Consider the following 13,600-nt stretch of genomic DNA (forward strand, 5'->3'; position numbering starts at 1 on the left):
CCGCCATTGCCGTTCCAGCCCGGACGGGACGGGTACGGATAGGCGGGACGTCCGTAGTACGGCCGATCGCGGTAATAGGGACGGCGGTCGTAGTAGGTGCCGCCGCCGTTGATGTACACGGGCGCGGGCTGCACCACGACGGGATCGGAATAGTAGGGATCCGAATACCCCCCGCTGTAGCCCCCGTTGTAGTACGGATCGCCGGGCACCGCGACGCAGCCTGTGAGCAGCGCGAGGCCGCCGGCCGCGAGGCATAAACCGAGAACACGAGTTTTCTGCATGAGGGTCTCCTTGTCAGCCTTCTGCGTTCATTCAACGTACCAGCTTGTAGGCCCTGTTGACTGCGCTGGTGTGAAGTCGCGTAACGGCCGGTAAGTCGAGAGGCCGTCCCCTCACTCCGCAGCCGGAGGCACGCCGTTGGCGAGTATGTCCAGCATACGCGCCTCGTCGATCACCTCGACGCCGATCTCGCGCGCCTTGTCGAGCTTGCTGCCGGCTTCCTCGCCGGCCACCAGGTAGTGGGTCTTCTTGCTGACCGAGCCGGCCACCTTGGCTCCGGCCGATTCCAGTTTGTCCTTCGCATCGTCGCGGCTCAGCGTAGGAAGGGTACCGGTGATGACGAAGGTCAGTCCCGCCAGCGGCTTGGGCACGCGCGCCGCGGGCTCGCCCTCCTCCCAGCTCAGGCCGCAGGCGCGCAGTTGCTCGACCACCTCGCGGTTGTGCGGCTGATCGAAGAAGGTGCGCAGGCTCTGCGCCACCACCGGGCCGACGTCGTTGACCTCGAGCAGCAGCTCCTCGCTCGCATCCATGATCGCGTCGAGCTTGCCGAAGTGCTTGGCCAGGTCCTTCGCGGTGCTCTCGCCCACATGGCGGATGCCCAGGCCGAACAGGAAGCGCGGCAGCGTGGTCTTCTTCGAGGCCTCGAGCGCGTCGACCAGGTTCTGCGCCGACTTGTCGGCCATGCGCTCCAGCCCCGCCAGCGTGGTGAAGCCCAGCTTGTAGAGATCGGGCAAGGTGCGGATCAGGTTGGCATCGACCATCTGCTCGACCAGCTTGTCGCCGAGCCCGTCGACGTAGACCGCGCGGCGCGCCGCGAAATGCAGGATCGCCTCCTTGCGCTGGGCACCGCAGAACAACCCGCCGGTGCAGCGGTAGTCGGCTTCGCCCTCCTCGCGCACGGCATCCGAGCCGCAGACCGGGCACTTGCGCGGCATGGTGAAGATGGCGCCGCGTTCGCCCTCGGCCCGAGCCAGGCTCTCGGGCGTGACGCCCACCACCTCGGGAATCACGTCGCCCGCGCGGCGCACGATCACGCGGTCGCCCACGCGCACGTCCTTGCGGCGCGCCTCGTCCTCGTTGTGCAGGGTGGCGTTGGTCACGGTCACGCCGCCGACGAACACCGGCGCCAGCTTGGCCACCGGCGTCAGCTTGCCGGTGCGCCCGACCTGCACCTCGATGCCGAGCACCTCGGTGATCTGTTCCTGCGCCGGGTACTTGTGCGCCACCGCCCAGCGCGGCTCGCGCGAGACGAAGCCGAGCTGGCGCTGCAGCTCGACGCTGTCGACCTTGTAGACCACGCCGTCGATGTCGTAGGGCAGGCTGTCGCGCTGGCGCCCGATGTTCTCGTGGAACGCGATCAGCTCGATCGCGCCGGTCGCGCGCGCGGTCTGTATCGCCACCGGGAAGCCCCAGGCATGGAACTGCTGGAGCCAGTCGAACTGGGTCGGGCAGTCGGGCCCGCCCTCGGCCGGCGGCGTGACCTCGCCGAGGCCGTAGGCGAAGAAGCTCAGCGGTCGCTCGGCGGCAATCGCCGGGTCGAGCTGCCGCACCGCGCCCGCGGCCGCGTTGCGCGGGTTCACGAACACCTTCTCGTTCTTCTGGCCGGCCGCGATCTTCTGCCGCTGGCGCTCGTTGAGCCCCTCGAAGTCGGCGCGCTTCATGTAGACCTCGCCACGCACCTCGACCACCGGCGGCGCGTTGCCCTTCAGACGCAGCGGGATCTCGCGCACGGTGCGGATGTTCTGCGTGACCTCCTCGCCGACCTCGCCGTCGCCGCGCGTGGCGGCCTGCACCAGCACGCCGTGCTCGTAGCGCAGGTTCATCGCGAGCCCGTCGAACTTGAGTTCGCAGACATAGGCGATCTGCGGACCGTCCTCGGCCAGGCCGAGCTCGCGCCGCACGCGCGCGTCGAAGCTGCTGGCACCACCGGGCGTGATGTCGGTCTCGGTCCGGATCGACAGCATCGGCACCTTGTGGCGCACCTTGACGAAGCCGTCGAGCACCTTGCCGCCCACGCGCTGCGTCGGCGAGTCGGGCGTGCGCAGCTCGGGGAACTCGGCCTCGATCGCCTGCAGCCGCTGGAACATCCGGTCGTACTCGGCATCGGGCAGCGCGGGCGCATCGAGCACGTAGTAGAGGTAGGCGTTGTGGTGGAGCTTCTCGCTCAGGTCGGCGGCTTCGCGGGCCGCTTCGTCGCGCGTGGTCATGGGGTGTCTTCCGAAAAAACGATGCGGCCGCCGGACCGCTTCGTGGCGGGCTGGGCGGCCTTGTGCATGGCGGGAACGGCTTAGCTGAACAGGCGGCGCGCCAGCGGCGAGCCCGCCGCGAGGTCGCGCGCGTCGAGCGTGTCGTAGAGCTGCTCGAGGTCGGCGCCGATGGCGTCCATGGTCTCGTCGCGCAGCAGCTGGCCGTCGCTGTCGGTCACCACGCCGTCCATTTCGCGCGCCAGCGTGGCGGCGATCTCGCGCATGCGCGTGAACGGCTGTTCGCCGCGGTCGACCTGGGGCACGTCGAGGCTCAGGCTCAGTTCGCGGATCGCCGACTGCGCCGGATCGTCGGCCAGCGCGGCCTGGGTGTCGAAGGCCAGGCCCAGGATCGGCGGCAGGCCCAGTTCGCTGGTCGGCAGCACCATGCGGCCCGGGATGATGCCGGCCACGAAGCCCAGCCGCGCCGCGTTCTGCTGCACGTAGCCCGGGCTCCAGGCCGCATGCAGCGCGCGCAGCACGAAGCCCAGCTGCGCATCGTGCGCGCTGGCGAACTGGTCGAGCTCGCGGGCGCGCGCCACCTCGTCGAGCATCTCGGGAAATTCGGGCGCACCGTTCACCGTGTCGGCGAAGGCCTGGGCCTTCACCACGAACTCGGAATACTCGATCTCGTTGAGCGCGCCGGTGCGGTTGGCCAGCTGCACGCCGACCTGGAACGCGCCGTAGCGCTGTCCCGGCACGGGCGGCTCCCATTGCCGCGAGTGCTCGTTCAGGCCCTCGATGGCGACCGGTTTGCTGCCCGCGCGGCGCGTCGGCGGCATGGCGGCGATCGCGGCATCGCCCGAGGCCAGGCCGTCGAGTGAGATCGGCGCGATCACGTCGATCAATGGATCGAGCCCGCCGCGCCGTTCGCCCGTGGGCACCGGCAGCGTGCCGGGCGCCGGCAGGTCGGGATCGAACAGCGGTTCGTGCCGGTCGTGCGTCGGCACCTGGCGCGGATCGATGTGCATCACCGGCTCGTAGCCGTCGTCGGACGGTGCGCGCTGCGCATCGGCCGGTTCGCCGTCGGCCGCATCGGGCTGGCGCGGTGCGTTGCGGCGCGAGCGCAGGGCGTCGTAGCCGATCACGGCCGCGAGGACGAGGCCACCGAGAATGGCCAGGGCAAGCGTGAGATTGCTCATGGGTGCGCGCGCCTCAGGCTGCCTCGACCATCGAGGCCGCCGCTTCCATGTCGACCGCGACGATGCGCGACACGCCCTGCTCCTGCATCGTCACGCCGATCAGTTGCTCGGCCATTTCCATGGCGATCTTGTTGTGGCTGATGAAGAGGAACTGGGTTTCGCGGCTCATGGCGGTCACGAGTTTGGCGTAGCGCTCGGTGTTGGCGTCGTCCAGCGGCGCATCCACCTCGTCCAGCAGGCAGAAAGGCGCGGGATTGAGCTGGAAGATCGCGAACACCAGCGCGATCGCGGTCAGCGCTTTCTCGCCACCCGACAGCAGGTGGATGGTCTGGTTCTTCTTGCCCGGCGGCTGCGCCATCACCTGCACGCCGGAATCGAGGATCTCGTCGCCGGTCATCATCAGCTTGGCGTTGCCGCCGCCGAACAGCTCGGGGAACATGCGGCTGAAGTGCTCGTTCACGGTCTTGAAGGTGCCGCCGAGCAGGTCGCGCGTTTCGGCGTCGATCTTGCGGATGGCGTCCTCGAGCGTGGTGATCGCCTCGTTGAGGTCGGCCGACTGGGCATCGAGGAAGACCTTGCGCTCGCTCGCCACCGCGAGCTCGTCGAGCGCCGCGAGATTGACCGCGCCGAGTGCCACCACCTCGCGGTTCAGGCGGTCGATTTCGCCCTGCAGGCCGGTCAGTCGCACCTTGTCGGTCTCGATCGAGAGCGCGATGGCCTCAAGGTCGGCACCGGCATCGGCCAGCAGCTGTTCGTACTGCTCGAAGCCCAGGCGCGAGGCCTGCTCCTTGAGCTGAAATTCGGTGATGCGCTGGCGCAGCGGATCGAGTTCGCGCTCGAGCTGCAGCCGACGCTCGTCGCTCGCGCGCAGCTTGAGCGTGAGGTCGTCGTACTGGCTGCGCGCGGCGCCCAGCGCGGTCTCGCGTTCGAGCTTGAGCGCGAGCGCGTCCTGCAACCCGGCCTGGGCGGCGGCATCCGACAGCCGGCTCAGTTCGCCGCGGGCGCGTTCATCCTCGTCGGTCAGCGCCACGGTCTGCTGCGACGCGGTCTCGATCGAGCGGTTGAGCTCGCCGCGGCGCGCGTCGAGCGTGCGTTGCGCGAAGGTGGCTTCCTGCGCCTGCCGCTCCAGGCTGCGATGCTGCTCGCGGCTGGCGGTCAGCGCGCGCCCGGCCTCGATCACGCGTTCGTCGAGTTCGGCATGGCGCTCCTGGCTGTCGGCCAGCTGCATGTCGAGCTCCTCGAAGCGGCCCTCGGCGGCGATACGGCGCTCCTGCAGTTCCTCGAGCTGGGCGTCGACCTCGCCGAGGTCGGCCGCGAGTTGCTCGCTGCGCGCGCGGGTCTGCTCGGCCAACTGCGTAAGGCGCAGGGTCTCGACCTGCAGCTCGTGCGCGCGCGACTGCGTGTCGGCGGCTTCGCGGCGTGCCGACACCAGCCGCTGCGCGGCGTCGGCGTAGGCGGCTTCGGCGCGTACCAGCGCGGCACGCGCGTCTTCGCTGATCAGCGCCTGGGCGCGCAGCTGTCGGTCGAGGTTCTCCATTTCCTGCTGGCGCGCCAGCAGGCCGGCCTGCTCGGAATCGGGGGCGTAGAAGTTGACGCCGTGCGAACTCACGGCATGGCCGCTCTGCACGTAGATCGTCTCGCCGGGCTGCAGCGTGCCGCGCTGTGCCAGCGCCTCCTCGAAGCTCGCGGCGGTGTAGCAGCCATGCAGCCAGTCGGCCAGCAGCGCCTGCTGGCCCGCGTCGTTGAGGCGCAGCAGGCTCGACAGCCGCGGCAGATTGGCGGCGCCCTCGGGTACGCCGGCGACCGGCGGGTTGTAAAAGGCCAGCTTGGCCGGCGGCGCGTCGTTGGCGAAGGCGCGAACCATGTCGAGCCGGCTGACCTCGAGCGCGCCCAGGCGCTCGCGCAGCGCGGACTCGAGCGCGTTCTCCCAGCCCTGTTCGATGTGGATGCGGCTCCACAGGCCCTGCAGGCCGTCAAGCCCGTGCTTGGCGAGCCAGGGTGCGAGCTTGCCGTCAGTCTTGACCTTCTCCTGCAGCGCGCGCAGCGCCTCGAGCCGCGCCGACAGCTCGGCATGGCGCGCACCCTCGCTGTTCACCGCCTGCTGGCGCATGCGGCGGTCGTCGTCGAGCCGCGGCACCGCTTCCTGCAGGTCCTGCAACCGCGCATCGGCCTCGCTGGCCGCTTCCTGCGCGGCCTCGAGTTGTTCCTGCATCGCCACCAGCTTCGCCTCGTCGGGCGCGGCCAGCCCCTTCTGGTCGGCGCGCAGCCGCTCGCTGCGCTGGTTGAGCTGGCGCGACTGCTCCTCGATGTTGCGCTGGTCGGCGGCCAGCACCTGGATCTGCTGCTGCACCTGCACCACGGCCGTGCGCTGCGCGTTGGCCTGGTCCTGCGCCCGCTGCTGCGCTTCCTCGAGCTCGGGCATGCGCGCGTCGTGCTCTTCGAGCTGGGCCGCCAGCAGTACGGCCTGTTCCTCGGCGTCGATGCCCTGGCCGGCCAGCGTCTCGATCTCGGCCTCGGCTTCGACGCGGCGGTTGTCCCATTGCGCGATCTGCTCGCGCAGTTGCACCAGCCGCTGCTCCACGCGCTGGCGGCCCTCGACCACGAAGCGGATCTCGCCCTCGAGCCGGCCGACCTCGGCACTGGCTTCGTAGAGCTTGCCCTGGGCCTGGTTGACCAGGTCGCCGGCGCCGTAGTGGGCCTGGCGCACGGTTTCGAGTTCGTTCTCGATGTGGCGCAGGTCGGCGGTGCGCGACTCGAGGTCGTTGATCGCCTTCTCGGATTCGACCTTGATGCGCGCCTTGTCGCTCTCGCTCTCGGCGCGCTTGAGGAACCACAGCTGGTGCTGCTTCTTCGTGGCGTCGCCCTGCAGCGCGTTGTAGCGCGCGGCCACCTCGGCCTGCTTCTCGAGCTTCTCGAGGTTGGCGTTGAGCTCGCGCAGGATGTCCTCGACGCGGGTCAGGTTCTCGCGCGTGTCGCCCAGGCGGTTCTCGGTCTCGCGGCGGCGTTCCTTGTACTTCGAGACGCCCGCGGCTTCCTCGAGGAACAGGCGCAGTTCCTCGGGCTTCGATTCGATGATCCGGCTGATCGTGCCCTGGCCAATGATGGCGTAGGCGCGCGGGCCGAGGCCGGTGCCGAGGAACACGTCCTGAACGTCGCGCCGGCGCACCGGCTGGTTGTTGATGAAGTAGCTGCTGGTGCCGTCGCGCGTGAGCACGCGCCGCACCGCGATCTCGCCGAACTGGTTCCACTGGCCGCCAGCGCGGTGGTCGGCGTTGTCGAACACCAGTTCCACGCTCGAGCGGCTGGCCTGCTTGCGCGTGGTCGTGCCATTGAAGATCACGTCCTGCATCGACTCGCCGCGCAGTTCCGAGGCGCGCGACTCGCCCAGCACCCAGCGCACCGCATCCATGATGTTCGACTTGCCGCAACCGTTGGGCCCGACCACCCCGACCAGTTGGCCCGGCAGCAGGAAGTTGGTGGGTTCGGCGAACGACTTGAAGCCCGAGAGCTTGATGGAATTGAGACGCACGACTTGTCGGCCTGTCCTGGGTCAGTGTGTCCCCGCCCTGGAAGGCGGCTCAACAATTAACGCCAAGGTATTGATTTGTAAGGAAAATTGCACGGGCCCGCCGCTTGAAGCAGGCCGCCGCCCCAGCCGTGGATGATAACGTCAGGGCATGAGCGAATCCTCGGTTTCTCCCCTGAAAGACCGCCGCGCCTGGCTGCTCGCGGGCACCGGTGCCCTGCTCGGGCTCGGCGGCTGCGGCGCGTTCCAGAACACCCAGCGCGCCGAGCCCTACGCCAACCAGGAATGGCTGCAGTCGAGCGCCAACCGCATCGCCAACCTCTCGCTGCGCGACAACCTCGAATCGATACGGCGCGTGCAGACCACGCTCTACCGGCGCAATCCTCGCGAATGGCGCAAATCGGCCGCCAGCATGGACGCCGCCAGCCAGCGCGCCTGGGCCGCCGTGACGCAGGGCCCCGACCTGCCCGAGCTGCACGGCGTCACCGGCATCGAGGCGATCCGCCTGGCCTTCGACACCGGGCCGCAGGGCTACCAGGGCGACCGCGTGGCGGCACTGGTGGTGGGCTGGGCCTCGATGCTCAAGCAGGCCAATGGCGACACCTGGGAGCAAAGCATGATCGACGGCATCAATGCCGAGAACAGCTACCGGGCCGCGCGCAACTTCGAGATCTCGCTGTGGCTGATCGCCTCCAAGACCGGCCCCGACGGCCAGCCGCTGCTGCTGGCCACCGAGATCAGCGAACGCGGCCGCAACCTCGTGGCCGACCGCGAGCTGTCGAAAGTGGTCGCGCGGCTCGACCTGCTGGCGGCCCAGGCCGACGAAAAGTACCGGCGCGCGGCGCTCGATTTCGGGCAGAACTGGGTGATGGGCGTGGTGATGCCCTTTTTCACGCTGGTGCCGCGCTGAATCCGGGCGGACGGCACGCCGCCGTCGCCTCGGCCCAGAGATGCCTTAGGAAACATATTTCCGAATTGGTCATTTGCGGTAATATCTTTCCATGACCAAGCAGGAACTGATCGCCGCGCTGATCGCCCGCCGCGAGGCCTCCGGCCTCTCCGGCGCCGAGGTCGCGCAGCGCTCGGGCCTGACTGAGCGTTCGGTGCGCAACGCGCTCGGGCCACAGGGCAATCCGCAGATGTCCTCGCTGCTCGCACTGGTCGATGCGCTGGGGCTCGAGCTTCAGTTGGTGCCCAAGGGCTTCGGCGCCAGCGCCGTGCTCGACGCCGATGCTGGCTACCGCCCCGTTGCCACGCGCGTGGGTACCGCGGTAGCCGCCTTGGCGCTGCCGCCCGAGCCGCCGCCGTACCTGCGCGAAACTCCGGCCCCCCGCGGCTCGCGCAAGCGCTCGCCATGAACGTCAAGATCCTCGAAATCGCGCTCGGCACGCGCCGCTTCGGCAAGCTGTTCCAGTACGCCGATCTGTGCCGCTTCGTGGCCGAGCCCGAGATCGTCGCGGCGCCGCCGGCCGAGGTGCTGTCGCTCTCGATGGTGGCGAACGATGCCGCCTCGCAGGCGGCCCTCTGGAGCGACATCAAGAATCCGCTGTTCAACGCGCAGGGCGGCCAATTGCCGCGCTTCTTCCAGAACCTGCTGCCCGAAGGCGTGCTGCGCAGCCACATCGCGCAGTTACGCGGCTGCCGCGAGAACGACCATTTCGAGCTGCTAGCGGCCTGCGGCGGCGACCTGCCCGGCGCGGTGAGCGCGCGCCCGGTGTCGGTGGACCGCGCCACCTTGCAGCGGCTCATCACTCAGGACCAGGACGCGCTCGAGATGTCGGTGGTCGAGCTGCCGATGCCGCAGGGCATCTCGGTGTCGGGCGTGCAGCCCAAGCTGGGCCTGCGCCGCCAGGGCGGACGCTACGTGGCGCGCACCCGCGCCGGCGCCAGCACGCGCGTGATCGCCAAGCTGCCGGTGGCCGGGCGGCCGCACATGCCGCAGCTGGAGATGCTCTCGCTGCAGATGGCCGCCGCCGCGGGTGTCGAGGTCTGCCATGCCGAACTCGCGCCGCTGTCTGCAATTTCAGCCGAGCACAGCTACGCCCTGCCCGACGAGCCCGAGTTCCTCGCGGTTACGCGCTTCGACCGCGAAGGCGCGCACCGCATCCACTTCGAGGACTTCGCGCAGGTGCTGGGCTTCGATCCGCTGCACAAGTACGGCGGCAGCTACCTCGACATGGCGCTCGCGATGCGGGCCTTTCCCTCGCTCGGTGAGGAGGCGGTGCTCGAGCTGGTGCGCCGGCTCGCGGTCAACGAACTGCTCGGCAACCCCGATGCGCACCTGAAGAACTTCGGCGTGCTCTATCCCGACGGTGCCTCGCCGCGCTTCGCGCCGGCCTACGACATCGTGGCCTATGCGGCGCTGCAAGGCGTCGAGGGTCATGCGCTCCCGCTGCTCCCCGCCACGGGCCATGCCGCGCCCCGGCGCAGCGGCCTGTTCAGCCCCGCTAACGTGCGCGCCTTCTGCTTCTCGGCCGGCCTGCACGAACCTCAAGTGCGGCGCGTGGTCAGCGACACCGCGCGCCGCGCGCGCGAGCAGTGGCCCGCGATGATCGACGGCTCCACCCTGCCCGCACCCTGGAAGGCGCGGCTGCAGCAGCGCCTGCAATCCCACCCCTTGCTGCAGGGAATGGCCCGGCGCGGCCAATAGGCCCCGAGTCTGGCGGAGCCGGCATCGCCACGAGGCACGAGATACACACGCGCACAACTTTCCGCGATGATGCTTCCGCCCAGGTGACATAGTTCAACGCAACATGACGGGAATTGGCGCATGCGAGTCGGTATCGTGGTTCTGGAGTTGTTGATCGACGCGGGCGCGGCCTGCGCCGCCCTGGGCCTGCTCGGTGCCGGCAGCGCCGCCTTCACGGCCGCAAGGCGCCGCTACATCGGCGGCGACGGCAGCCTCGCGGCGCCCTCCCCGCGCGACCAGCCCGACGACCACGTCGACAACGGCCATTCAGGCGATTCGTCCTCGCGTCGGGAGTCCGCCACCAGAAGCTGAGGCAAACTGTCGCCGGCTCCCTGAATCTTCCACATCTACCAGCGACACCATGAGCTCCATCAATTTCATCGGCGGCGAAAAAGGCGGGGTCGGCAAGTCGGTCACGGCACGGGTCCTGGCCCAGTACTTCATCGACCACAGCCGCTCCTTCACGGGCTTCGACACCGATCGCTCGCACAGCTCGTTCACCCGCTTCTACGAAGGCTTCGCCTCGCCCGTGGTGGTCGACAGCTTCGAAGGGCTCGACACCGTGGTCAACGGCTTCGAGACCCATCCGCAGCAGAGCGTGATCGTCGACCTCGCGGCGCAGACGCTGGCGCCGCTGGCGCGCTGGATCAAGGAATCCGACCTGTTCGACGTCTTCGCCGAGATCGGCGTCACCGTCAATTTCTGGCACGTGCTCGACGACGGCAAGGACTCCTCCGACCTGCTCGGCACGCTGGTCGATACCTTCGGCAAGCGGCCCAACTACATCGTGGTGCAGAACTACGGCCGCGGCAGCGACTTCGGCACCCTGCTCGGTTCGCAGTCGATGTCCAAGGCCACCGCGAACGGCGCGCGCGTGATCGCGCTGCCGCGCCTGCACGAGGCCAGCATGCGCAAGATCGACGCGCAGAGCACCAGCTTCTGGAAGGCCGTGAACGACCGCGAAGGCCCGCATGCGCTGGGGCTGCTCGAACGCCAGCGCGTGAAGTCGTGGCTCGCGACCGCCTACGCGGCCTTCGACACGCTGCCGCTTTGAGCGCCAGCTAGATCATCCCGCCGTTGACCGAGATCACCTGCCCGGTGATGTAGGCCGCCTCGTCGCTCGCGAGGAAGGCCGCCAGCGCCGCCACTTCCTCGGGCTTGCCGGCGCGCTTGGCGGGCACCATCTGCTGGATCAGCGCCGGGTCGAACGCCGCGTCGGCCATCGGCGAGGCGATGATCCCGGGCGCGATCGCATTCACCGTCACGCCGCGCGAGGCCACCTCGAGCGACAGCGCCTTGGTCGCGCTGTTGAGCGCGCCCTTGGCCGCCGCGTAGTTCACCTGGCCCTTGTTGCCCACCAGCGCCGCCACCGACGAGATGTTGAGCACGCGTCCCCAGCGGGTGCGCAGCATCGGCAGCAACAGCGGCTGGGTCACGCGGAAGAAGCCGTTGAGCGAGATGTCGATCACCTTGTGCCACTGCTCGGCGCGCATGCCCGGCAGCACCGCGTCGTCGTGCACGCCTGCGTTGTTGACGATCACCTGCACCGGCCCCGCCTCCAGCATGCGCGCGCAGGCGGCCGCGCAGGCCTCGTCGCTGCGCAGGTCGAAGACATGGCATTCGGCCTTGCCGCCGGCCGCGGCGATCTTCGCGGCCAGCTGCTCGACCGCTTCGGGGCGCGAGTTCGCATGCAGCAGCACGGTCGCGCCGTCGCGCGCGAAGCGCTCGGCCATGGCGGCGCCGAGCGCGCCGCTGGCGCCCGTGATCAGGGCGCGTTTTCCTTGGAGGCTCATGATTCCTTCGGGGTGTCCAGGGCCAGCGGCGTGTTCAGCACCACCACCGCGCGGCCGTCGGCCAGCGCACGGCCTTCGCCGTCCCTGAGCCAGAACTCGTACATCACCTGCTGGGCGTCGCCCGACAGCCGCCGCGCCTCGACCTGCAGGCGCCCCTCGACCTCGTCGAGCCGCGCCACCGTCGTGCGCACGCTGCGCGTGCTCGCGAGGAAGCCGGCTGAGGGCCTGTCGCCTTCGCTCGCCAGCAGCCCGCCATGCAGCGCCATCGCCTGCGCGGCGTATTCGACGGCATTCGGCGCCAGCAGCCCGCTGGCCGTGCGCAACGGGTTGTCGGCCTGGCGGTGGGTCGTGGTGCTGCAGCGGATCGTCTCGGCATCCCAGCCCTCGAGCCGTTCGAGCAGGCACATGCTGCCGCGGTGCGGAATGCGCTGCGCGATGCCGTCGCGCTCGAGCGTCTGTGGCACGAAACTCATCGCGCGCCCTCCGGTGCAAGGTCTGCCACCAGCAGCACGTTGGCGAACGGCGTGCCTTCGCTCATCGGAATGCTTTGCACGCCGAAGCCCAGCCGCTCGAGCAGCGCCTTCCATTCGGCCAGCGGACGGCCCCAGGTCGGCGACACCTTGTGGCCGCGCACGCGCGTCACGGTGCGGTCGACCCACTGGCTGATCGCGAAGCCGCGGCGGCTCGATGCATCGCCCACGCGCAGCAGCAGCCGCGCCCGGGGACTGCCGCCGCGCCGCAGCGCATCGCGCACGCGGCGCAGCACGCCTTCCTGCGCGGCATGGTCCACGTAGTGCAGCACGTCGAGGATCACGACCAGGTCGCAATCGGGCAGGTCGGCCGCGCACATGTCGGCGCAGAGCAGCCGCGGCGCGGGCTCGAGATGGCCGATCGAAGCCTCGGCGCGCGCCACGTCCTTGGGCATCAGCTCGATGCCGGTGTATTCGGCGGCGCTCGGCGTGGCGCCCCAGCCGGCGGGCCAGCGGCCCTGCTGCTGCATACGGCTCATCGAGGCCAGCAGGCTCGCGAACAGGCCCTGGCCGCAGCCGATGTCGACCACGCGGCGATGCTGCGCATCGATCAGCCCGCGTTCGAGCAGGCCGCGGAACACCGGATCGCGCCCGAGCTTGCCGCGCGCGAAGTGCCAGGCGAAGCTGCCGCCCTTTTTGTAGGGATCGGTGGCGGCCTCGTGCAGCTCGCACCAGGCGCCGTCGGTCGAGAGCACGGCGCTCATTCCCGAAGCCCCTCGGGCAGGGTCACGGCGCGCAGTCCATCGGCGCGCAGGCGTTCGAGCAGCAAGGGCAGTACCTCCATCAATACGGGTTCTCCACGGGCGGTGCGCGCGGCATTGCCGTCGTGCAGCAGCAGGATGTCGCCGGCCGCCAGGCCCCGCGTCAGGCGCGCCAGCACGCGCTGCGCATCGCCCTCGCGGGTGTCGAAGCCGCGGCGGGTCCAGCTCACGAGCGACAGGCCGAGCCGGTGCAGCACCGGTTCCAGGAAGGGATTGCGCAGCCCGGCCGGCGCGCGAAAGCAGCTCGGGCGCTGGCCCGTGACCTCGCCCAGGATCTGCTGCGCCTGCGCGATCTCGCTGGCGAAGCCGCGCGGGCCAAGGAAGGAGAAGTTGTGCCGGTGCCGCGCCGTGTGGTTCTGGATGCTGTGGCCGCGCGCCACGATCTCGCGCGCCAGCGCCGGCTGGGCCTGCACGCGCTCGGCGATGCAGAAGAAGGTGGCGCGCTGGCCGTGGGCATCGAGCAGGTCGAGCACGCGCGGCGTCACCGCGGGTTCGGGGCCGTCGTCGATGGTGATCGCCACCTCGCGACGCGCGACGGCCGCCGCGGGCAGCCGCGTGACATTGGGCCCCAACAGGCGGCTGCGCGGCGTGAGCCCGGCCGCGGTGATCAACGCATGGTTGAGCACGATCGCGCCAA

Annotated in this window: 12 protein-coding genes and 1 pseudogene; 5 read left to right on the forward strand and 8 right to left on the reverse strand. The window is 69.8% G+C overall.

What is annotated here, in order from left to right:
* The 4 genes and pseudogenes from AC27VN_RS16970 to smc all read right to left on the reverse strand — a co-directional run.
* Positions 1–281: pseudogene (locus AC27VN_RS16970) on the reverse strand (hypothetical protein); the annotation flags it as partial.
* Between the two features lie 111 nt (positions 282–392).
* Entirely contained in the window at positions 393–2,486 is a 2,094-nt protein-coding gene (gene ligA, locus AC27VN_RS16975) for an NAD-dependent DNA ligase LigA (RefSeq protein ID WP_490877282.1), read from the reverse strand.
* Between the two features lie 80 nt (positions 2,487–2,566).
* Entirely contained in the window at positions 2,567–3,664 is a 1,098-nt protein-coding gene (locus AC27VN_RS16980) for a cell division protein ZipA C-terminal FtsZ-binding domain-containing protein (protein WP_490877283.1), read from the reverse strand.
* A 13-nt stretch (positions 3,665–3,677) separates the two neighbouring features.
* Positions 3,678–7,193 (reverse strand): chromosome segregation protein SMC, encoded by a 3,516-nt coding sequence (gene smc, locus AC27VN_RS16985; protein ID WP_490877284.1) that lies wholly within the window; start codon positions 7,191–7,193, stop codon positions 3,678–3,680.
* Positions 7,194–7,341: 148 nt separating this feature from the next.
* Here smc and AC27VN_RS16990 point away from each other — a divergent pair, with 148 nt between their 5' ends.
* From AC27VN_RS16990 to AC27VN_RS17010, 5 genes are all read left to right on the forward strand, one after another.
* Entirely contained in the window at positions 7,342–8,100 is a 759-nt protein-coding gene (locus AC27VN_RS16990) for a hypothetical protein (RefSeq protein WP_296782825.1), read from the forward strand.
* 91 nt (positions 8,101–8,191) lie between these two features.
* Positions 8,192–8,548: a helix-turn-helix domain-containing protein gene (locus AC27VN_RS16995; RefSeq protein ID WP_490877285.1), complete on the forward strand. Its 357-nt coding sequence runs from the start codon at positions 8,192–8,194 to the stop codon at positions 8,546–8,548.
* Positions 8,545–9,840, forward strand: coding sequence for a type II toxin-antitoxin system HipA family toxin (locus AC27VN_RS17000; RefSeq protein WP_490877286.1), 1,296 nt, complete (start codon positions 8,545–8,547; stop codon positions 9,838–9,840). Before AC27VN_RS16995 ends, AC27VN_RS17000 begins: the two co-directional genes overlap by 4 nt.
* A 120-nt stretch (positions 9,841–9,960) precedes the next feature.
* Positions 9,961–10,191, forward strand: coding sequence for a hypothetical protein (locus AC27VN_RS17005; protein WP_490877287.1), 231 nt, complete (start codon positions 9,961–9,963; stop codon positions 10,189–10,191).
* Positions 10,192–10,240: 49 nt separating this feature from the next.
* Entirely contained in the window at positions 10,241–10,933 is a 693-nt protein-coding gene (locus tag AC27VN_RS17010) for a P-loop NTPase family protein (RefSeq protein ID WP_093342156.1), read from the forward strand.
* A 7-nt stretch (positions 10,934–10,940) separates the two neighbouring features.
* Here the strand turns inward: AC27VN_RS17010 and fabG are convergent, their stop codons facing one another.
* The 4 genes from fabG to AC27VN_RS17030 all read right to left on the reverse strand — a co-directional run.
* Entirely contained in the window at positions 10,941–11,672 is a 732-nt protein-coding gene (gene fabG / locus AC27VN_RS17015) for a 3-oxoacyl-ACP reductase FabG (RefSeq protein ID WP_296782834.1), read from the reverse strand.
* Positions 11,669–12,145 (reverse strand): hotdog family protein, encoded by a 477-nt coding sequence (locus tag AC27VN_RS17020; RefSeq protein ID WP_208513679.1) that lies wholly within the window; start codon positions 12,143–12,145, stop codon positions 11,669–11,671. The genes fabG and AC27VN_RS17020 overlap by 4 nt, the downstream gene beginning before the upstream one ends.
* Entirely contained in the window at positions 12,142–12,906 is a 765-nt protein-coding gene (locus tag AC27VN_RS17025) for a class I SAM-dependent methyltransferase (protein WP_490877288.1), read from the reverse strand. The genes AC27VN_RS17020 and AC27VN_RS17025 overlap by 4 nt, the downstream gene beginning before the upstream one ends.
* The coding region (locus tag AC27VN_RS17030) for a polysaccharide deacetylase family protein (RefSeq protein WP_490877289.1) at positions 12,903–13,600 on the reverse strand (698 nt) is incomplete at its 5' end. The genes AC27VN_RS17025 and AC27VN_RS17030, both read right to left, overlap by 4 nt.

Source organism: Variovorax sp. 20P10.2.4 (assembly GCF_058244205.1).

Excerpts from the sequence above, each read along its gene's own strand:
- ligA (WP_490877282.1), bottom strand. The coding sequence starts at position 2,486 with ATGACCACGCGCGACGAAGCGGCCCGCGAAGCCGCCGACCTGAGCGAG.
- AC27VN_RS16980 (WP_490877283.1), bottom strand. The coding sequence starts at position 3,664 with ATGAGCAATCTCACGCTTGCCCTGGCCATTCTCGGTGGCCTCGTCCTC.
- AC27VN_RS16990 (WP_296782825.1), top strand. The coding sequence starts at position 7,342 with ATGAGCGAATCCTCGGTTTCTCCCCTGAAAGACCGCCGCGCCTGGCTG.
- AC27VN_RS16995 (WP_490877285.1), top strand. The coding sequence starts at position 8,192 with ATGACCAAGCAGGAACTGATCGCCGCGCTGATCGCCCGCCGCGAGGCC.
- AC27VN_RS17000 (WP_490877286.1), top strand. The coding sequence starts at position 8,545 with ATGAACGTCAAGATCCTCGAAATCGCGCTCGGCACGCGCCGCTTCGGC.
- AC27VN_RS17005 (WP_490877287.1), top strand. The coding sequence starts at position 9,961 with ATGCGAGTCGGTATCGTGGTTCTGGAGTTGTTGATCGACGCGGGCGCG.
- AC27VN_RS17010 (WP_093342156.1), top strand. The coding sequence starts at position 10,241 with ATGAGCTCCATCAATTTCATCGGCGGCGAAAAAGGCGGGGTCGGCAAG.
- fabG (WP_296782834.1), bottom strand. The coding sequence starts at position 11,672 with ATGAGCCTCCAAGGAAAACGCGCCCTGATCACGGGCGCCAGCGGCGCG.
- AC27VN_RS17020 (WP_208513679.1), bottom strand. The coding sequence starts at position 12,145 with ATGAGTTTCGTGCCACAGACGCTCGAGCGCGACGGCATCGCGCAGCGC.
- AC27VN_RS17025 (WP_490877288.1), bottom strand. The coding sequence starts at position 12,906 with ATGAGCGCCGTGCTCTCGACCGACGGCGCCTGGTGCGAGCTGCACGAG.